The sequence below is a fragment of the Ruegeria sp. BHSC026 genome (assembly GCF_059613065.1).
The window spans coordinates 249,773-268,224 of the sequence record NZ_JBXWRV010000001.1 but is presented as its reverse complement, the minus strand read 5'-3'; the positions used below and the strand labels follow the sequence as shown (position 1 = coordinate 268,224).

The window sequence follows — 18,452 nt, the reverse complement described above, 5'->3', positions numbered from 1 at the left end:
GCGACTATGAGGGCGCCATGACGCAATCCACCACGCCCGACCGCCCCAGAATCCGCCTCAAACCCAAGGCCAATGCCCGCGCCCTGCGCCACGGCTTCCCCTGGGTCTATGCCAATGACGTCGTCACCGACCGGCGCACCCGCAAGATCGCGCCCGGGGCGCTGGCCGTGCTCGAGGATGACAAGCGTACCCCGATCGCGCTGGTGGCAGTCAATCCGAACTCCAAGATCATGTGCCGGGTGTTGGATCGCGACCTGTCGGCGCAGCTGGATGCCGGGTGGTTCGAAACCCGCCTGCGCCGGGCGCTCGACCTGCGCGAACGCCTGTTTGATGCGCCGTTCTACCGGCTGGTCCATGCCGAGGCCGACGGTTTTCCCGGTGTCATCATTGACCGGTTCGGCAACGCCTGCGTGATCCAGCCCAACGCCGCGTGGGCCGAGGCGCATCTGGACCGGCTGACCGACGCGCTGGTCGCGGTGACAGGGGTGACGACCGTGCTCAAGAACGCCGCGGGCCGCACCCGTGGGCTGGAAGGTCTGGATGACGTGAACCAGACGCTGCGCGGCACCGCGCCCGATGCACCACTGCCCGTTCCGATGAATGGCGCAATCTACATGGCCGACCTGACCGGGGGCCAGAAAACCGGCCTGTTTTACGACCAGCGCCCCAACCACGCCTTTGCCGCCCGCTTGGCGGGCCCCGGTGCGCATGTGCTGGACGTGTTCAGCCACGTGGGCGGGTTTGGACTGGCCATGCTGGCCGGTGGCGCCGAACACGCGCTGTCGGTCGATGGCTCGGCCGCCGCGCTGACTCTGGCCGAGCAGGGCGCCGTCGCCTCGGGCTTTGGCGACCGCTTTGAAACCCGACAGGGCGATGCCTTTGACGTCCTGACCCAACTGGGCGAGGACGGTGCGCAGTTCGACGTGGTCATCTGCGATCCGCCAGCCTTTGCGCCGTCGAAACAGGCGCTGGATGCCGGGCTGCGGGCCTATGAGCGGATCGCCCGCCTGGCCGCACCGCTTGTCAAACCGGGGGGGTATCTGGGCCTGTGTTCCTGCTCGCACGCAGCAGACCTGACCCGCTTCCGCGAGGCCTGCGCCCGTGGCATCGGCCGGGCCGGGCGTCAGGCGCAGATGATCCACACCGGCTTTGCCGGACCCGACCATCCACAACTGCCGCAACTGGCCGAGAGTGGCTATCTGAAATCCGTGTTCTACCGGCTGTGAAGGCGGTTCTCGACACCTGCGTCATCTATCCGACGGTGATGCGCGAGATGCTGCTGGGCGTGGCGGCGCGGGGCCATTTCACCCCGCTCTGGTCGGCTCGCATCCTCGAAGAATGGGCCCGCGCCGCCCGCAAACTTGGCCCCGAGGGCGAGGCACAGGCCCGGGCCGAAATCGCGTTGGTGCAGGCACATTGGCCGCAGGCCGAACGCCCCGAGGCGCCCGGCCTCGAACGGCGCCTGTGGCTTCCCGATCCGGCCGACACGCATGTGCTGGCCACCGCGGTCGCCGCTTCGGCCGACACGATCATCACCGTCAATGCCAAGGACTTTCCAAGACATATCCTGGCCGAAGAGGGCCTTGCCCGCATCGACCCCGACAGCTTCCTTCACGGAATCTGGCAGAATGATCCGATCGGCGTCGAACAGGTGGCTCAATCGGTTCTGACCGAAGCCAACCGCCTGTCGGGCGACAGCTGGACCCTGCGCGCATTGATGAAAAAGGCCCGGCTGCCGCGCCTCGGCAAGGCTCTGGCGGCCTGACCGCTTCATCTGGCCCGAAATATCCCGGAGAGCGCGAGAGGCTGGCCTCTCGCTTCCTGACCCTCAGCCACGCTCCCAACGTTGCTCAAGGGCCTCCAGCGCGGCAATTCGCTCGTCCGTTTTGGGGTGGCTCATCAGCCAGGCCGGAACCACGCCCGCCCGTTGCTGGGTCAGATCCTCAAGCTTGTGAAACAGGGATTTCTGTGGCCCGATCCCGATTCCGGCCTTGGTCAGCAAGGCGGCTGCGTATTCGTCCGCCTCATACTCGTCCGCCCGCGACAGGCGCGAGGCCAGCAGCGCGGTCAGCGCATTGGCGATCCACGCGCCGATGAACGGAATGAACCGGTTGAGCAGCATCATCAGCGCCGCCCGCATTGCGTTCTGACCGGAAAAATCGATCATCCGCCGCCGGGCATGGCCCAGCGCCACATGCCCCAGTTCGTGCGCGATGACGCTGGCCATCTCCTCGGCCGAGACCTCGCCGTTGCGGAACTTGCGATAAAACCCACGGGTGATGAAGATGCGCCCGTCCGGTGCGGCCAGTCCGTTCACCGGGTCGATTTCGTAGATATAGACCGGCACGCGCGCCACATCCAAGGCGGCGGCCAAGCGGTCGGTCATGCGTTTCAATTCGGGATCGGCCAGCTCGGTCGACTTCGCATCCAGCTCGCGATGGGTGCGCCAGACGGAAATCCGATACATCACAATGGCATAGGCAATCGCCAGTAGAATTGGGGTCAGACGCAACATACCCCAGATATGGGCGGATCGGGATGCGGGGGCAAGTCGTTGCTCATCACTTTCGGGCAATGTGGGCGACTTAGGGCAGTCCGTGAGACGGAAATCGCCCGGCGTCAGATTGCAAATTCCATATTTCAAAGGTTGAAGCGAGGGCGAAACCCTTCTAGGGCAAGGCGCGCGCCGTGCCAGCGCGCGCTATGCAAGAGGGACAAATGGCCAATACAGACTCAGAAGCCCGGCACCTTGAAACATTGGATCGTGACCTGCGGCGGTTTTCCCGCCTCGAGGTCGCAACGGCGCAGGTCGGGCGGCCGTTTGTCGGATCGGGCATCGCATTCGTGTTCATCGTAATCGCCGGGATCACGGCTGCTTTGTTGTTCGGACAGGCCAGCAACACGATGATCGTCGTGATCGCGGCCATGTTCGGAGCTTACATGGCACTGAACATCGGGGCGAACGATGTGGCCAACAACATGGCTCCGGCGGTGGGCGCGAACACCCTGACCATGGGCGGCGCCATCGCGATTGCTGCAATTTTCGAAAGCGCCGGCGCCCTGATCGCGGGTGGAGACGTGGTCTCGACCATCGCCAAGGGCATCATCAATACCGAAAGCATGGGAACGGCAACTGTCTTCATTTGGGCCATGATGGCCGCGCTGCTGTCTGCCGCGCTTTGGATCAACCTTGCCACCTGGATAGGCGCTCCGGTCTCGACCACGCATTCGGTCGTGGGGGGCGTCATGGGGGCAGGGATCGCAGCGGCGGGGTTCGGTGCCGTCAGCTGGGGCAAGATGAGCCAGATCGCTGCAAGCTGGGTCATCTCGCCGGTTCTGGGCGGTGTCATTGCTGCTGCTTTCCTGTGGTTCATCAAAACCCGGGTCATCTATCAGGACGACAAGATCGCCGCGGCGCGCAAATGGGTTCCGGTTCTGGTCGGCATCATGGCCGGGGCGTTTGCCTCGTACCTTGCGCTGAAAGGCCTCAAACATCTGTTCAAGATCAACCTGCAGACGGCCCTGGTGATCGGCCTGGTCAGTGGCGTGCTGATCTGGTTGGTGACGATTCCGGTCATTCGCCGTCAGGCCGAGGGGCTGGAGAACCGCAACAAATCGCTCAAGATCCTGTTCGGTATTCCGTTGATCATTTCGGCGGCGCTGCTCAGCTTTGCGCATGGGGCCAATGACGTGGCCAACGCCGTCGGGCCTCTGGCCGCGATCGTTCAGGCCTCGGCGGTGGGTGATTTCACCCATGCGGTGAACATTCCGCCCTGGGTCATGATCATCGGCGCATTCGGCATCTCGTTCGGCCTGTTCCTGTTCGGACCCAAGTTGATCCGGGTTGTCGGCAGTCAGATCACCAAGCTGAACCCGATGCGGGCCTATTGCGTGGCGCTGTCGGCGGCGATCACCGTAATCGTGGCCAGTTGGCTTGGCCTGCCGGTCAGTTCGACCCACATCGCCGTTGGCGCGGTATTTGGCGTCGGGTTCTTCCGGGAATGGGACGCCGAGCGGCGCCTGATCAAAGCGCGCGGTGCCGTGCCGGAGCGCCCGGTGCTTGCCCCCGAAGAGCGCCGCCGCCGCAAGCTGGTGCGCCGGTCGCATTTCCTGACGATCATCGCGGCCTGGGTGATAACCGTGCCCGCAGCGGCCCTGCTGTCGGGGCTGCTGTTCCTGGGAATTCAGGCAATCGCCGGATAAGACCAAAGCCGGGCTGTCGCTAGCGCGTCAGCTCGCGCATACCGCGTTCCAGCCCGGCCAGCGTCATCGGCACCATCCGGTCTTCGAAGATCTCGCGGATCATGCCGATCGAATGGGTGTACTCCCAGTATTTCTCGGGCACCGGATTGATCCACAGGTTCGACGTCCACTGCTCGCGCGCGCGCTGCAGCCAGACCTGACCGGCCTCTGCGTTCCAGTGCTCGTTGGCACCGCCGGGATAGGCGATCTCGTAGGGCGACATCGAAGCGTCACCAACGAAGATGCATTTGTAGTCGGGGCCATACGTCCGCAGCACCTCATGCGTGGGGGTCTGCGCATCCCACCGGCGTCGATTGTCGCGCCAGACGCCTTCGTACAGGCAGTTGTGGAAATAGAAATATTCCAGGTGTTTGAACTCGGCCCGCGCGGCCGAAAACAATTCCTCGACCACCTTGACATGCGGATCCATCGAGCCTCCCACATCGAGGAACAGCAGCACTTTCACCGCATTGTGTCGCTCGGGCCGGGTCTTGACGTCGAGATAGCCATGCTCGGCCGTGGCGCGGATGGTGCCGTCGAGGTCCAGCTCTTCGGCGGCGCCCTCGCGGGCCCAGCGGCGCAGGCGTTTCAGCGCGACCTTGATGTTGCGGGTGCCCAGCTCAACCGTGTCGTCGAGATTGCGGAACTCGCGCTTGTCCCAGACCTTGACCGCGCGCTGGTGGCGGCTTTCCTTCTGGCCAATGCGCACGCCCTCGGGATTGTAGCCATAGGCGCCGAAGGGCGAGGTGCCCGCCGTTCCGATCCACTTGTTGCCGCCCTGATGGCGGCCCTGCTGTTCCTTGAGCCGCTCGCGCAGCGTCTCCATCAGCTTGTCAAAGCCGCCGAGCGCCTCGATCTCGGCCTTTTCCTCGTCCGAGAGGTGTTTCTCGGCCATCTTGGCCAGCCATTCGGCGGGAATGTCCACGGCTTCGAGCACCTGCTCGAAACTGATTTCCTCGAGCCCCTCGAAGCTGGCGGCAAAGGCGCGGTCGAACTTGTCGATGTTACGCTCGTCCTTCACCATCGAGACACGGGCGAGGTAGTAGAACGCCTCGATGTCGTAGGTGGCCAGCCCCTTTTTCATCCCCTCCAGAAAGGTCAGGTATTCCCGCAACGAGACGGGGATGCCGGCTTTTCTGAGGTTTTCGAAAAAGGGAATGAACATCCGGTCAGCCCACCATCCGAACCAGGATCAACGACGCCACCAGCCCCAAAAGGGCGAAGGCGATGCCGTATCCGGCGGCGTATTGGGCGATGTCGGCCCCGCTGCCCTTGCGCCTGCGTGCCGTCAGCGCGCCCAGAATCGCTCCTACGATCGCCATGCCCCAAACCAGTCCCATTCGCTTGCCATCCGTTTGCTGTGTCACGGGTTGCGCAGCGCGATGTTCTGCACCAGCGCGCGCACCACCAATTCAGAACCGAAGGCGTAGCGCGCCCACCCCAGACTGTCCAGCCTGACGGCGCGTGCCGTCTCGGGGCGAGCGGCCTGATCCAGCGCTTCGGATTTCAGCAGCAGCAGGGTTGCAAGCAACGCGGCGTTTTCGGCCCGTCGCGCCGTTTCTATGGCCGTGTCCAGTTGCGGCAGCATGTCCGGCCCCTGGTCCCGTCCGAGCGCATAGGCTGCAATCTGGGCGATGACATGGGCCTGATGCACTTCGGTTCCGGGCGTATTGCGCAGGAATTGCATGGCAATCGCATATTCGCGCTGTGCGCCTTCGGGGTTGTCATACTGGATCATCCGGCCCATGAGATAGTGCGGATAGGCGCGTCGGTGGTCGGTCCAGCCTTGCTGCTGGCCGATCCGCATCGCCCGGTCCAGCGCGCGCAGCCGCCGGGGCGAGGGCGCGCCGTTGCCCACCGCGATCTGCACCGCGTCGATCCAGGCGCGCGGCGTGGCCGATACCGCCTGGGCGGGAAGACGTGCGCCGCGCGGATTGAGGCGGGCGATCACGCCGGGGATCACTTGCGCGACCTCATCCCGCGTCATGCCGGTGCGCAGCTCGGGCGCATAGGCGGCCCGCAGGATCAGCATGTCGAACCCGGTCAGAGTGGTGTGGAAATTGTCGTCATTGAACACCGAATCCGGCAGGCGGTACATGTCGTTCAACGGACCCAGCGCCTGCGCCAGTTCTTCGTTCAGGCAATCGCGGATTTCCTGCGGGCTGACATCGTTGGGGATGAAAATGCCCAGCCGCTCGCGGCTGCGCAGGGCCGACCAGCTGCTTTTGGGTTTGCGCCTGTCGCGGCGGTATTCCTCTAGGCTTTGGGCGTTGGGTACGACGAAACAGGCCGCCTGCGGCAGAACGCGCTGGATCTGGCGCTGGGGGACGGCCTGGATGGTGATGTTGGCCGGCCCGTCCTGGACCTGCCGGATGTCGATCCCGGCCTCGGTGCGCAGGCGCGTCAGCACCCGGCTCAGATCGGCCTGCATGGTCGGGGCCGGCGTGCCCGTCAGGCGCAGCGTGATCGGAGTTTCGAACCGGGTGAACACGGGCAACGGGGTGCCGCTTTCCAGAAAGAAGAACAAGTCGAGAAAATCGGTGGCGATGTTGGCGTTCGAGCGCATGGGCGGAACCGGGCGCGGCGCGCCGAAGGATCTGGCCGGGGGCAGGGTGCTTTCGGTCGATTTGACCTCGGCGGGCAGTTCGATCGTTTCGACCGTACTGCAGCCAGCCAGCATCAAAGCCAGAACGAAGGCCGCCAGCCTTGTCATGGACGCTGATATTTGATGAACGGGGTCAGTTGCCCGACCCTGTCATACAACCGGCGCGCAGCGTGGTTGAACTCTTGCGTCAACCAATAGACCGAGGGCGCGCCCCGGCGATCGGCCTCGGCATAGACGGCCTCGATCAGGGCGCGTCCGACGCCGGTGCCGCGCACCTGCGGATCGGCGTAGAGGTCCTGCAGGTAGCAGACATCCTCGGTCTTCCAGGCGTGGCGATGAAACAGGAAATGGGTCAGCCCCACCAACTGCCCGTCGCGCTCGGCCACAAGGCAGGAAAAGTCACGGGGGTCATCGCTCAGCAGGCGCGAGAAAGTGCTGTCATAGACCGCTTGCGGCAGCTCGGTTTCGTAGAAGGCCAGATAGGCGCGCCACAGAGCGGCCCATTCCGGCCGGTCCTGGGCGGTCAGAGGGCGAATGCACGGCTGGGTCACATTGGTGGCCTTTGCGGTCTGGTTGCTCGATTGGTGGCCGCGGAAGGGCGCGCGCCGATGCTGGCATCAGGTGCGCCCCAAGGCAAGCCGCGATCACGGAATGGTCAACGACCGGCGCGCTTCAGCGCTTGGCGCGCGCCATGAAGGCCAGCCGTTCGAACAGGTGCACGTCCTGTTCGTTCTTCAGCAGGGCGCCGTGCAGCTTGGGCAGGGCATTGACCCCGTCGCGCTTCAGGTCCTCGGCGTCCAGATCCTCGGCCAGCAAAAGCTTGAGCCAGTCCAGCACCTCGGAGGTCGAGGGCTTTTTCTTCAGCCCCTGCGTCTCGCGGATTTCGTAGAACTGGGTCAGGGCGGTGGTCAGCAGCGCTTCTTTGATGCCCGGGTGGTGCACCTCGACGATGCGGCGCATCGTGGCCTCGTCGGGGAAGCGGATATAGTGGAAGAAACAGCGGCGCAAGAAGGCGTCGGGCAGTTCCTTTTCGTTGTTCGAGGTGATGATCACGATGGGGCGGTTTTTGGCCCGGATGGTTTCGCCGGTCTCGTAGACATGAAACTCCATCTTGTCGAGCTCCTGCAGCAGGTCGTTGGGGAACTCGATATCGGCCTTGTCGATCTCGTCGATCAGCAGCACGACCTTTTCTTCGGCCTCGAAGGCCTGCCACAGCTTGCCCTTCTTGATGTAGTTGCGGACGTCGTTCACGCGCTCGTCGCCCAACTGGCTGTCGCGTAGGCGACTGACGGCATCGTATTCGTACAGGCCCTGCTGCGCGCGGGTGGTGGATTTGATGTTCCACTCGATCATCGTCAGTCCCAGCGCCGAGGCTACCTGCTTGGCCAGTTCGGTCTTGCCAGTTCCGGGCTCACCCTTGACCAGAAGCGGTCGTTCCAGCGTCACGGCGGCGTTCACCGCGATGGTCAGATCGTCGGTGGCAACATAGTCTGCGGTGCCTTCGAAACGTGTGGTCATGTGGCCCTCGTGATGATTGTCGCGCAGCGCGCCGGCAAAGAACTCGGGCACCGGGTTACCGGCAGGGGTGATCTTTTACAACCCGGGTCGCAGCGTCGCGGTTCGGGCCCGGCCAATCGAACCGCCCCTGGTTGATTCGGATCACCCGGTTCGATCCGGCGTTGAACCTGCCGCAAAATGGCCGGATCCGTTTCACGAAAAAAGTCGTTTTCATACGTTAAGTCTCATGCTTGTACCAATTTCATCAGTGGCGTGCCGGGCTGGCGTTTGCATAGTGACATTCCCGGCCGCGTGGGATAAACGCTGCGCAGAAGGGGGTGCCGAATGTCAGGCGATACAACCGCAAAAGACGTTTCCGGCCATGCCAAGGGAGCAGATATGAAGCAGGAAGTTTTTCTGCCGGAAGACTACCGTCCGGCCGAAGATGAGCCTTTCATGAATGAACGACAGCTTGAGTATTTCCGTCGCAAGCTGCTGAATTGGAAACACGAACTTTTGGCGGGCAGCCGCGACACCATCGAGGGGCTGCAGGGTAATACCCGCAACATTCCCGATGTCGCCGACCGCGCCAGCGAAGAGACGGACCGCGCGCTGGAATTGCGGACCCGCGACCGTCAGCGCAAGCTGGTGGCCAAGATCGATGCTGCGCTGCGTCGTATCGACGAAGGCGAGTACGGCTATTGCGAGGTCACAGGCGACCCGATTTCGCTCAAGCGGCTGGATGCCCGTCCGATCGCGACCATGACGCTCGAGGCGCAAGAGCGGCACGAGCGTCGCGAGAAGGTGCACCGCGACGATTGATCGCTGGAACGTTCTGACGAATTCGAACGCCGGGGCCTGTGGTTCCGGCGTTTTTGCGTTATGCCAGCTGCATGAAGATCGACGGCTTGAAGTTTGTGGTGGTGGGGGGAGGGATCGGTGGCCTTGCGGCCGCCGTGGCGCTGCAACAGCGCGGCGCACAGGTGACTGTGCTGGAACAGGCGCCCGAGCTGGCCGAGGTGGGTGCCGGGTTGCAGATCAGTGCCAACGGGATGGCGGTGCTGCGCGCGCTGGGTGTGGCGGGCTCTCCGCCCGAGGCCGCGCAGATCTCGCACGGAACCGTGTTGCGCGACTATCGGCGCGGGCGCGTCATCAGCCGGGTGCCGCCGCCGGCCGCCGGGGCGACGTATTACTATCATCGTGCAGACCTGCTGGACCTGTTGCGCGACGCGGCCTTGCGGACAGGGGTGGATCTGCGTCTGAACGCGCGGGTCACGCATGTGCGCAAACACCCCTCCGACGCCGAGATCTCGTTGCGCGACGGGACACGCCTCCGGGCCGAATGCGTCATCGCGGCGGACGGTGGGCGCAGCCATGTCCGCCCGATTCTGAACGGAAGCGAGGCGCCCCGGTTCACGCATCAGGTCGCGTGGCGCGCGACAATTCCCTGGGCCGACCGCACGGCGACCCCCATGGCCACTTTGACCATGGGGCCGGGCCGTCACGTGGTGACCTATCCGCTGCGGGATCAATCGCAGATGAACATCGTCGCGATCGAAGAACGCTCGGACTGGACCGAGGAAGGCTGGAAGCTGGAAGGCGATGTCGGCGACCTGCATGCGCGCTTCGCCGATTTCGGCGGGGTCACGGGGGAAATCCTTGCCCGCATCGACAAGGTGAACATCTGGGCGCTGTTCCTGCGTCCGGTGGCACAGAAATGGCAGAACGGGCGCGTGGCCCTGTTAGGTGACGCGGCCCATCCGACTTTGCCGTTCATGGCCCAGGGCGCATGCCTCGCGCTCGAGGACGCGTGGGTCCTCAGGCGTGCATTCGATGACCAGTCAGGTGTCCAACGCGCACTCGCAGCCTATGAAGCCAGGCGCCGCCCCCGCGCCCGCGCGGTGGTCGCTGCCGCCGCAAGTAACGCACGAAACTTCCACCTGAAAGGTCCGACGCGTATCGCGGCGCAGATGGCTTTGTCGCTGATCGGTCGCAGGCTGACGCGGCGATATGATTGGATCTACGATTACGATCCGACGGCATGACGGGTCAGAGATCCAGATCGACCCAGATCGGAACGTGATCCGAAGGCTTTTCGTGCCCGCGTACCTCGGCGTCGATCCGGCAATCCTGCAACAGGTCCGCGGCCTGCGGGGTCAGCAGGAAATGGTCGATACGGATCCCGTCATTCCGGTTCCAGGCGCCGGCCTGATAGTCCCAGAACGTATAGTGTCCGGGACCTTGGGTTCGGGCGCGGAACGCGTCCGTGAACCCGAGGTTCAGTATTTTTCGAAAGGCGGCGCGGCTTTCGGGACGAAACAGCGCGTCCTCGCGCCAGGCATCCGGGCGCTTGGCGTCTTCAGCCTGCGGAATGACGTTGTAGTCGCCTGCCATCAGGGCGGGTTCCTCGGCCTTCAGCAATTCGAGTGCACGTTGATGCAGCCGATCCATCCATGCCAATTTGTAGTCGAACTTTGGCCCGGGTGCGGGGTTCCCGTTAGGAAGGTATAACCCGCAGACCCGCAGAGCTTTCTTGCCCACGACGGTCGCTTCGATCCAGCGAGCCTGATCGTCGCCATCATCGCCTGGCAATCCGCGGGTGACCTCCTCCAACGGAAGTTTTGACAGGATCGCGACCCCGTTGAAGCTTTTTTGACCGTGGGTTTCGACGTTGTAGCCGCGCTCCTCGAAGATCTCTCGCGGAAAATTCTCGTCGACGGATTTTATTTCCTGCAACACGGCGACGTCGGGCTGTCCGTCGTCGAGCCAGCGCAGCAGGGCGTCGGCGCGGGCCTTGATGCCGTTGATGTTGAACGAGGCAATTTTCATGCGAGCCCTCCGGTTGAACCAAGGCCACCTATCGCGCAGAACCACCCCAACGGCAAGCAGTTAGCCGGGAATGCGAGGCTCTGCCTCGCGCTCCGGGATATTTGGGGCCAGATGAAGTAACGGTGTGTTAACCAGTTTGTCGGAGAAAGAAGGGGCGGTACAGGCGGGGACGCCGATGACCGCGCCAGGTGAAGCCCTCCGGCTTTGGGATCGGAGGACCGACCTCCGCCTTCATCTGGCTAAAAATATCCTGGGGGTGAGGGGGCAAAGCCCCCACGAAGCATTACATCGAGAAGGACGTGCCGCAGCCGCAGGATGAGGTGGCGTTGGGGTTGTCGATAACGAAACGCGCGCCGATCAACTCTTCGGTGAAGTCGATGGTGGCGTTTTCAAGGAAGGGCAGGGAAATTGCGTCCACGACGACCTTCTGACCTTTGCCCTCAAGCACCAGGTCGTCCTCTTTGGGCTCGTCCAGCGCGATTTCGTATTGGAAGCCGGAGCAGCCACCGCCTTCCACAGCGATGCGCAGCGCCTTGCCATTGTCGGCCGCGCCGATTTCAGCCAACCGCTCAAACGCGCGTTCCGTGACCGTGGGGGGCAGATTCATGCCGGACTCCAAAGGTTTCTTTCTTGACCATCGTACAATATAGAAAACCCGACGACGGGCGACAAGGACAAGACGATTGGAGCGAGCAGGTTTTGCCTCGGACCCCAGCCGCGCACGGGGGCGGTTGGTGCCAGAGGAGGAGAGCAGCTTTCGGTCCTGCTTTCAGCGGGACAGGGACCGGATCATTCACGCCAGCGCCTTTCGGCGGCTCAAGCACAAGACGCAGGTCTTTGTTGAGCACGAGGGCGACAACTACCGCACCCGGCTGACTCATTCCATCGAGGTGGCGCAGGTCGCCCGCACAATCGCGGGCGCTTTGGGCCTGAACCAAGAACTGACCGAGGCCGTCGCGCTGGCGCATGATCTGGGTCACACTCCGTTTGGGCATACCGGCGAGGACGCGCTGCACGCGCTGATGGCACCTTACGGCGGGTTCGATCATAACGCCCAGGCCATCCGGATCGTGACGAGGCTCGAGCGCCACTATGCCGAATTCGACGGTTGCAACCTGACATGGGAATGCCTTGAGGGGATCGCCAAGCACAATGGTCCGGTCACCGGCGATCTGCCCTGGGCGCTGGCCGAATGCAATGACGGCTTCGATCTGGAACTGCACACCCATGCCAGCGCCGAGGCGCAGGTGGCGGCGTTGTCCGATGACATCGCCTATAACAACCACGACCTGTTGGACGGATTGCGCGCCGGGCTGTTCACCGACGACGAGATCACGCAATTGCCCATCATCGGTGAATGCTACGCGGATGTGGATCGCAAGTACCCCGGCCTTGATCCCTATCGCCGGCGGCACGAGGCCTTGCGGCGCGTGTTCGGCGTGATGGTGTCCGATGTCATCGACACGTCCCGCGCCATTCTGGCCGCTTCGGGGGCGCAATCGGTCGAGGATATCCGCCACCTAGGCCAACCGGTCATCCGGTTCTCGGAGGGGCTATGGGCGCAGTTGCGCGAGATTCGGGCTTTTCTGTTCACCCGCATGTATCGTGCGCCCAGCGTCATGGAGGTGCGCGCCCGGGTCAGTCGCGTGGTCGAGGAGCTGTTCCCGATCTACTTGAACGATCCCCGGCAGATGCCCCGGCACTGGCATGACGATATCGAGGCCGCAGCGGACGAAACCGAACTGGCCCGGATCGTCTCGGACTATATCTCGGGGATGACCGACCGGTTCGCGCTGCAGGATCACGCACGCCTGACTGGGAAAACACCGCTGGAGCGTTAGGCGCCCGCGTCCTTGGCCATCGCCCGCATTGACCTTGCCGCCTTGCGTGATAAACCGCCGGGCAAGCAAAAGGACATCCGAAATGAACCTGTTCTCTGATATCCGCGACTTTGTTCTGGACGCGTTGACCCAGATGCAAACCGAAGGCGCTCTGCCCGAGGGGCTGAGCTTTGACAACGTGGCGGTCGAGCCGCCGCGCGACGCGGCGCATGGCGACATGGCCACGAACGCGGCGATGGTGCTGGCGAAACCGGCGAAGATGAAGCCCCGCGACATCGCCGAGACGCTGGCCGCGAAGCTGGCCGAGGATGAGCGGATCACCAGCGCCGAGGTCGCCGGCCCCGGCTTTCTGAACCTGCGTCTGGCGCCGTCGGTCTGGCAGGGCGTTCTGGGCGCGGTGCTGGAAAAGGGCACCGACTATGGCCGCTCGACCATGGGGCAGGGGTTGAAGGTGAACGTCGAATACGTCTCGGCCAACCCCACCGGGCCGCTGCATGTGGGTCATACCCGCGGCGCGGTGTTCGGCGACGCGCTGGCCAGCCTGTTGGCGTATTCCGGCCATGACGTGACCCGCGAATATTACATCAACGATGGCGGCGCGCAGGTCGATGTTCTGGCCCGGTCTGCGTTCGAGCGGTACCGCGAGGCCAACGGCCTGAGCCCGGAAATCGCCGAGGGCCTGTATCCCGGCGACTATCTGATCCCGATCGGCGAGGCGCTGAAGGAGAAATATGGTGACAGCCTGTTGGACAAGCCCGAAAGCGAGTGGCTGGCCGAGGTGCGTGAATTCGCCACCGATGCGATGATGGATCTGATCCGCGCCGATCTGAAGGCGCTGGGCGTCGAGATGGACGTGTTCTTCTCGGAAAAATCGCTCTATGGCACCGGCAAGATCGAGGCCGCGCTGGAGGCGCTGAACGAAAAGGGCCTGATCTACGAGGGCGTGCTCGAGCCGCCCAAGGGCAAGAAACCCGAGGACTGGGAGCCGCGTGAGCAGACCCTGTTCCGCTCGACCGCGCATGGCGATGACGTGGACCGCCCGGTCAAGAAATCCGACGGCAGCTGGACCTATTTCGCCCCCGACATCGCCTATCACTATGACAAGGTGACCCGCGGGTTCGACGCGCTGATCGACGTGTTCGGGGCGGACCATGGCGGCTATGTCAAGCGAATGAAGGCCGCCGTTTCGGCATTGTCGGACGGCAAGGTGCCGCTGGACATCAAGCTGACCCAGCTGGTCAAGCTGTGGAAGAACGGCGAACCGTTCAAGATGTCGAAACGGGCCGGCAACTTCGTCACCCTGCGCGACGTGGTCGATCAGGTCGGCCCCGACGTGACGCGCTTCGTGATGCTGACCCGCAAGAACGACGCGCCGCTGGATTTCGATTTCGACAAGGTGCTGGAACAGAGCCGCGAGAACCCTGTGTTCTATGTTCAATATGCCCATGCCCGGGTGATGAGCGTGCTGCGCCGCGCCGCCGAGGCGGGCATCGACGCCACCGACGAAACCCTGCGCGGGGCAGACCTGGCGGCGCTGGATCACCCGGCCGAACTGACCGTGGCCAAGAAGCTGGCCGAATGGCCACGCCTGGTCGAGATCGCGGCCCGCACCAACGAGCCGCACCGCATCGCCTTCTATCTGTATGAACTCGCAGGGGATTTCCACGCCTTGTGGAACCGTGGCAACGACGAGCCCACGCTGCGGTTCCTGCAGGATGGTGATGTGGCCACAAGCCAGTCAAAAATAGCGCTGGCCCGGGCCGTTTCTGTTGTGATTTCAGCGGGCTTGGGTATTCTTGGGGTCACGCCGGCGCAGGAGATGCGGTAACCAACACCGCCCGAACCGCCGGTACGAGGTAGGCAAGAAATGACCCGCGCGCCGCGATTTCAGGCGCATTTCGGGCAGTGAGGCGGATATGGCACGTTACGATTTCTCGGGGCAGGCAGGCCCCGAGCATAGGCATTACTCGAATCAATTCACCGCTGACGACGGGTACGAGCACCCCGGCGACATGCCGGATTTCGACGGGGCATCGGCCGGTGTCCCGGGCTTTGGCCGCATCGTGAATATTCTTGGCGCCGCGGCGTCCCTGGCGCTGGTGGCCGGGGTGGCAGTCTGGGGCTACAAGCTGGTGATGCGGGACGTGTCCGGCGTGCCGGTGGTGCGTGCGGTCGAAGGTCCGATGCGCGTGCAGCCCGAAAACCCCGGTGGAACGCCGGCCGATCATCAAGGTCTGGCGGTGAACGCCGTGGCGGCGGTCGGCACGGCCGCGCCGCCGGCCGACCGGCTGATCCTTGCCCCGCGCCCGGTCTCGCTGAGCGACGAGGACGCGCCGATGGGTACGTTGAAACCGACCCCGGCGGTTCTGAAGGTTGAAGAGACAATAACAAATCAGGAGGCCGCCGAGTTGCGGCAGGACGCGGTGGAGGCGCTGGCTTCGGAATTGTCGGGTGATGTCCCGGCCTCTGCCGAGCTGGAACCGGGTGTGCAACTGGCCGCGCTGACCATGCCCGAGGACGAACCCGCCATCGACCCGGCCGATCTGGCCGCCCAATTGCCCGACCCGGAGCTTGCCGCCTTGCCCGGTGTGCGGCGGTCCTTGCGCCCGCTGACGCGCCCCGCCGGGTTGCGCCGCGCCGCTCCGGTGGGTGGCGCAATCGACGCGGATGCGGTGAATGCCGCCGTGAAATCGGCAATGGGTCTGGATGTCGATCCCGACTCGCTGGCCAAGGGTACACGGCTGGCCCAGCTGGGCGCCTATGAGAGCCCCGATGTGGCCCGCGCTGAATGGAATCGCCTGTACCGCCGCTTTGGCGAGTACATGCAGGGGAAACAACGAGTTATCCAGAAAACCTCGAGCGGCGGTCGCACCTTCTATCGCTTGCGCGTGCATGGGTTTGCCGATCTGAGCGACTCGCGTCAGTTCTGCGCGGCGCTGGTGGCGCAGGATGCCGACTGCATCCCGGTTGCCGTGCGGTGAGGTACGGCGCCACGATCACCGATGCGGCGGGTCTGCGCCTGACGCCCGAAGAGAAGACGTTGTTTCGGCAGATGAACCCGTTCGGCTTCATCCTGTTCGCGCGCAACATCGACACGGCCGATCAGGTGCGCGCACTGTGCGACGACATGCGCGAGGCCGTGGGCCGCGACTGCATGATTACGATCGATCAGGAGGGCGGACGGGTGCAACGCCTGCGCCCGCCGCTGGCCCGTCAATGGCGTCCCCCGATGGATCATGCCGAACAAGCCGAGGGCCAGGCCGAACGCGCCATGTACCTGCGCTATCGCCTGATTGCGCACGAGCTGTTTTCGCTGGGCATCGACAGCAATTGCGCCCCGATGGTCGATCTGGCCCGACCTGAGACGCACGATTTCCTGCGCAACCGATGTTATGGCGGCGATGCGGCCACGGTCGCACGCCTCGGCCGAGCGGTCGCACAGGGGCACTTGGATGGCGGCGTTCTACCCGTCGTCAAGCACATCCCCGGCCACGGGCGCGCCACGCTCGACAGCCATTTCGACCTGCCGCACGTGGATGCGCCGCTGGACGACCTGATGCAGACCGATTTCGAGCCTTTCCGCGCCCTGAACGACTTGCCGATGGGTATGACAGCCCATCTGGTCTATGATCAGGTTGACGGAAAACCGGCCACGATTTCGCCTGCGATGATGCGGATCATCCGCGAGCGCATCGGGTTCGACGGGTTGGTCATGACCGATGACATCTCGATGAAGGCGCTCAGCGGATCGCTAGCCGATCTGTCGCAACAGGCGCTGTCGGCGGGCTGCGACGTGGTTCTGCACTGCAACGGGACGTTCGAAGAACGCGCCGAGGTGATGGAGGCCGCGGGCGAAATGTCCGAGGCGGCGCAAGCCCGCGCGGACCGCGCCTTGGCCCGGCGGCAAAGCCCCGAGGAACTTGACATCCGTACCGCCGAGACGGAACTATCCCGTCTGATGGGCGGGCAGGTGTATGACGGATAACCTTTTCAGCGAAGACCCGGTTTCGGTCGCCGATCGGCTGGCCGCCGAGGCGCTGATCGTGGACGTGGACGGGTTTGAAGGCCCGTTGGACGTGCTGCTGACCTTGTCACGGACGCAAAAGGTCGATCTTCGCAAAATCTCGGTACTGGCGCTGGCGCAGCAATATCTGGCCTTTGTCGAACGGGCCCGCGCCCTGCGGATCGAACTGGCCGCCGACTATTTGGTGATGGCCGCATGGCTGGCCTTTCTGAAATCGCGCCTGCTGTTGCCGCCCGACCCCGATGAAGAGGGGCCGACGGGCGAAGAACTGGCCGCGCACTTGGCCTTTCAGTTGGAACGCCTGCAGGCGATGCGCGATGCGGCCGCCCGCCTGATGGCGCGCGATCAGTTGGGGCGCGATTTCTTCAAGCGCGGGCAGGGCGAAGACGTGACCCGCATCCGCACGGTCACCTATTCCGCCACGTTGCTGGACCTGATGCAGGGCTATGCCCGCATCCGCACCCGTGACGAATTCCGACCCTTCGTGATGGACCGCGATTCGGTCTTCACGATGGAACAGGCGCTGGAGCGAATGCGCCCGCTGATCGGATTTGCCGGAACCTGGACCGACATGGAAACCTACCTGCCCGAAGGCTGGGACGTTGACCCGATGCGGCGCCGCTCGGCAACGGCGGCGACGTTTGCGGCCTCGCTGGAGCTGGTCAAGGAAGGACATATGGAGATCAAGCAAAGCGAGACCTTTGCCCCGATCCAACTGCGCAGAAGGACGAAGCCCAGTGACTGACGCCCCCGAAGACGACGGCACCGGCACCCTGTTCGAAGCCCCCCCACTGGCTGAGCAGGAACGCATGGTCGAGGCGGTATTGTTTGCCAGCGCCGAGCCGGTGACGGTGGCCGATCTTGAGGCGCGGATGCCGCATGGCTGCGACGCCAAGCAGGCCTTGGAACTGCTGCAGAAACGCTATGAGGGGCGCGGGGTGCGCGTGGTTCGGGTGGGCGAGGCCTGGGCCATCCGCACGGCGCCCGATCTGGGGTTCCTGATGCAGAAGGAAACGGTCGAGACCCGCAAGCTGAGCCGCGCCGCCATCGAGACCCTAGCGATCGTGGCATATCATCAGCCCTGCACCCGCGCCGAGATCGAGGAAATCCGCGGTGTGTCCGTGTCGCGGGGAACCATAGACCAACTGCTGGAAATGGAGTGGATCCGGCTGGGCCGCCGCCGCATGACGCCGGGGCGCCCGGTGACCTTCGTGGTGACGCCCCAGTTCCTGGACCATTTCGGCCTGGAAAGTGCCCGAGACTTGCCGGGCCTTAAGGAATTGCGTGCTGCGGGGCTGTTGGAGAACCGCCCGCCGCCGGGGACCATGCCGATCGGCGAGGCCAATGAAGATGAACCCGGCGACGAAGACCAGACCGAATTGTTCGAGGAAGACTGAACGCGTCGCCCTTTTGT

General features: G+C 64.0%; 19 protein-coding genes. 11 read left to right on the top strand and 8 right to left on the bottom strand.

Translation table 11 applies throughout. The annotated features are described in order from the left end of the window. The first annotated feature begins 17 nt into the window (after positions 1-17). On the top strand, positions 18-1,226 hold the full coding sequence (locus AC2FME_RS01350) for an RSP_2647 family RNA methyltransferase (protein WP_496799409.1): 1,209 nt from the start codon (positions 18-20) through the stop codon (positions 1,224-1,226). Then, complete coding sequence (locus AC2FME_RS01345; protein ID WP_496799408.1) at positions 1,223-1,765, top strand: RSP_2648 family PIN domain-containing protein; 543 nt, start codon at positions 1,223-1,225, stop codon at positions 1,763-1,765. Before AC2FME_RS01350 ends, AC2FME_RS01345 begins: the two co-directional genes overlap by 4 nt. 63 nt (positions 1,766-1,828) lie before the next feature. Here AC2FME_RS01345 and AC2FME_RS01340 read toward each other — a convergent pair whose 3' ends face one another. Continuing rightward, a complete protein-coding gene (locus AC2FME_RS01340) occupies positions 1,829-2,515 on the bottom strand; it encodes a M48 family metallopeptidase (protein WP_093962334.1) in 687 nt (228 codons plus the stop codon). 203 nt (positions 2,516-2,718) lie between these two features. On the opposite strand from AC2FME_RS01340, the gene AC2FME_RS01335 reads away from it, so the two are divergent. Continuing rightward, complete coding sequence (locus AC2FME_RS01335) at positions 2,719-4,203, top strand: inorganic phosphate transporter (protein WP_496711787.1); 1,485 nt, start codon at positions 2,719-2,721, stop codon at positions 4,201-4,203. A 19-nt stretch (positions 4,204-4,222) separates the two neighbouring features. Here the strand turns inward: AC2FME_RS01335 and AC2FME_RS01330 are convergent, their stop codons facing one another. From AC2FME_RS01330 to AC2FME_RS01310, 5 genes are all read right to left on the bottom strand, one after another. Beyond that, positions 4,223-5,407: a vWA domain-containing protein gene (locus AC2FME_RS01330; RefSeq protein WP_496799407.1), complete on the bottom strand. Its 1,185-nt coding sequence runs from the start codon at positions 5,405-5,407 to the stop codon at positions 4,223-4,225. A gap of 4 nt (positions 5,408-5,411) precedes the next feature. Continuing rightward, positions 5,412-5,582: a hypothetical protein gene (locus tag AC2FME_RS01325; protein ID WP_496683914.1), complete on the bottom strand. Its 171-nt coding sequence runs from the start codon at positions 5,580-5,582 to the stop codon at positions 5,412-5,414. Between the two features lie 23 nt (positions 5,583-5,605). Further along, positions 5,606-6,955 (bottom strand): DUF2927 domain-containing protein, encoded by a 1,350-nt coding sequence (locus AC2FME_RS01320; RefSeq protein ID WP_496799406.1) that lies wholly within the window; start codon positions 6,953-6,955, stop codon positions 5,606-5,608. Beyond that, complete coding sequence (locus AC2FME_RS01315; RefSeq protein WP_496796066.1) at positions 6,952-7,398, bottom strand: GNAT family N-acetyltransferase; 447 nt, start codon at positions 7,396-7,398, stop codon at positions 6,952-6,954. Before AC2FME_RS01315 ends, AC2FME_RS01320 begins: the two co-directional genes overlap by 4 nt. Before the next feature lie 121 nt (positions 7,399-7,519). Beyond that, complete coding sequence (locus AC2FME_RS01310; protein ID WP_496683935.1) at positions 7,520-8,365, bottom strand: AAA family ATPase; 846 nt, start codon at positions 8,363-8,365, stop codon at positions 7,520-7,522. Between the two features lie 378 nt (positions 8,366-8,743). Between AC2FME_RS01310 and dksA the strand changes: the two genes are divergently transcribed. Then, the gene (gene dksA / locus AC2FME_RS01305; RefSeq protein WP_496683923.1) at positions 8,744-9,166 is read left to right on the top strand and encodes an RNA polymerase-binding protein DksA; all 423 of its coding nucleotides are present in this window, start codon (positions 8,744-8,746) and stop codon (positions 9,164-9,166) included. Positions 9,167-9,237: 71 nt separating this feature from the next. Further along, positions 9,238-10,389 carry an FAD-dependent oxidoreductase gene (locus AC2FME_RS01300; RefSeq protein WP_496799405.1) on the top strand — a complete coding sequence of 384 codons (1,152 nt, stop codon included), beginning with the start codon at positions 9,238-9,240 and terminating at the stop codon, positions 10,387-10,389. Between the two features lie 4 nt (positions 10,390-10,393). Here AC2FME_RS01300 and xth read toward each other — a convergent pair whose 3' ends face one another. Next, entirely contained in the window at positions 10,394-11,173 is a 780-nt protein-coding gene (gene xth / locus AC2FME_RS01295) for an exodeoxyribonuclease III (protein ID WP_496799404.1), read from the bottom strand. Positions 11,174-11,456: 283 nt separating this feature from the next. Further along, positions 11,457-11,780, bottom strand: a complete 324-nt coding sequence (locus tag AC2FME_RS01290; protein ID WP_490360192.1) for an iron-sulfur cluster assembly accessory protein — start codon at positions 11,778-11,780, stop codon at positions 11,457-11,459. A gap of 76 nt (positions 11,781-11,856) precedes the next feature. Here AC2FME_RS01290 and AC2FME_RS01285 point away from each other — a divergent pair, with 76 nt between their 5' ends. The 6 genes from AC2FME_RS01285 to scpB all read left to right on the top strand — a co-directional run bounded on the left by AC2FME_RS01285 (position 11,857) and on the right by scpB (position 18,435). After that, the gene (locus AC2FME_RS01285; protein ID WP_496686372.1) at positions 11,857-13,014 is read left to right on the top strand and encodes a deoxyguanosinetriphosphate triphosphohydrolase; all 1,158 of its coding nucleotides are present in this window, start codon (positions 11,857-11,859) and stop codon (positions 13,012-13,014) included. An 82-nt stretch (positions 13,015-13,096) separates the two neighbouring features. Further along, positions 13,097-14,842, top strand: a complete 1,746-nt coding sequence (argS, locus tag AC2FME_RS01280) for an arginine--tRNA ligase (RefSeq protein WP_496799403.1) — start codon at positions 13,097-13,099, stop codon at positions 14,840-14,842. 88 nt (positions 14,843-14,930) lie between these two features. Beyond that, positions 14,931-15,995, top strand: coding sequence for an SPOR domain-containing protein (locus tag AC2FME_RS01275; RefSeq protein ID WP_496799402.1), 1,065 nt, complete (start codon positions 14,931-14,933; stop codon positions 15,993-15,995). Further along, complete coding sequence (nagZ, locus tag AC2FME_RS01270; RefSeq protein ID WP_496682254.1) at positions 15,992-16,999, top strand: beta-N-acetylhexosaminidase; 1,008 nt, start codon at positions 15,992-15,994, stop codon at positions 16,997-16,999. Before AC2FME_RS01275 ends, nagZ begins: the two co-directional genes overlap by 4 nt. After that, the gene (locus tag AC2FME_RS01265) at positions 16,989-17,783 is read left to right on the top strand and encodes a segregation and condensation protein A (RefSeq protein WP_496682257.1); all 795 of its coding nucleotides are present in this window, start codon (positions 16,989-16,991) and stop codon (positions 17,781-17,783) included. The genes nagZ and AC2FME_RS01265 overlap by 11 nt, the downstream gene beginning before the upstream one ends. Then, positions 17,776-18,435, top strand: a complete 660-nt coding sequence (gene scpB / locus AC2FME_RS01260; RefSeq protein ID WP_496682259.1) for an SMC-Scp complex subunit ScpB — start codon at positions 17,776-17,778, stop codon at positions 18,433-18,435. The genes AC2FME_RS01265 and scpB overlap by 8 nt, the downstream gene beginning before the upstream one ends. Positions 18,436-18,452 lie beyond the last annotated feature (17 nt).

Coding starts and splice junctions, on each gene's coding strand:
- AC2FME_RS01275 (WP_496799402.1), top strand. CDS start 14,931: ATGGCACGTTACGATTTCTCGGGGCAGGCAGGCCCCGAGCATAGGCAT.
- AC2FME_RS01265 (WP_496682257.1), top strand. CDS start 16,989: ATGACGGATAACCTTTTCAGCGAAGACCCGGTTTCGGTCGCCGATCGG.
- argS (WP_496799403.1), top strand. CDS start 13,097: ATGAACCTGTTCTCTGATATCCGCGACTTTGTTCTGGACGCGTTGACC.
- AC2FME_RS01335 (WP_496711787.1), top strand. CDS start 2,719: ATGGCCAATACAGACTCAGAAGCCCGGCACCTTGAAACATTGGATCGT.
- AC2FME_RS01330 (WP_496799407.1), bottom strand. CDS start 5,407: ATGTTCATTCCCTTTTTCGAAAACCTCAGAAAAGCCGGCATCCCCGTC.
- AC2FME_RS01325 (WP_496683914.1), bottom strand. CDS start 5,582: ATGGGACTGGTTTGGGGCATGGCGATCGTAGGAGCGATTCTGGGCGCG.
- AC2FME_RS01300 (WP_496799405.1), top strand. CDS start 9,238: ATGAAGATCGACGGCTTGAAGTTTGTGGTGGTGGGGGGAGGGATCGGT.
- AC2FME_RS01320 (WP_496799406.1), bottom strand. CDS start 6,955: ATGACAAGGCTGGCGGCCTTCGTTCTGGCTTTGATGCTGGCTGGCTGC.
- xth (WP_496799404.1), bottom strand. CDS start 11,173: ATGAAAATTGCCTCGTTCAACATCAACGGCATCAAGGCCCGCGCCGAC.
- dksA (WP_496683923.1), top strand. CDS start 8,744: ATGAAGCAGGAAGTTTTTCTGCCGGAAGACTACCGTCCGGCCGAAGAT.
- AC2FME_RS01290 (WP_490360192.1), bottom strand. CDS start 11,780: ATGAATCTGCCCCCCACGGTCACGGAACGCGCGTTTGAGCGGTTGGCT.
- AC2FME_RS01340 (WP_093962334.1), bottom strand. CDS start 2,515: ATGTTGCGTCTGACCCCAATTCTACTGGCGATTGCCTATGCCATTGTG.
- AC2FME_RS01310 (WP_496683935.1), bottom strand. CDS start 8,365: ATGACCACACGTTTCGAAGGCACCGCAGACTATGTTGCCACCGACGAT.
- AC2FME_RS01350 (WP_496799409.1), top strand. CDS start 18: ATGACGCAATCCACCACGCCCGACCGCCCCAGAATCCGCCTCAAACCC.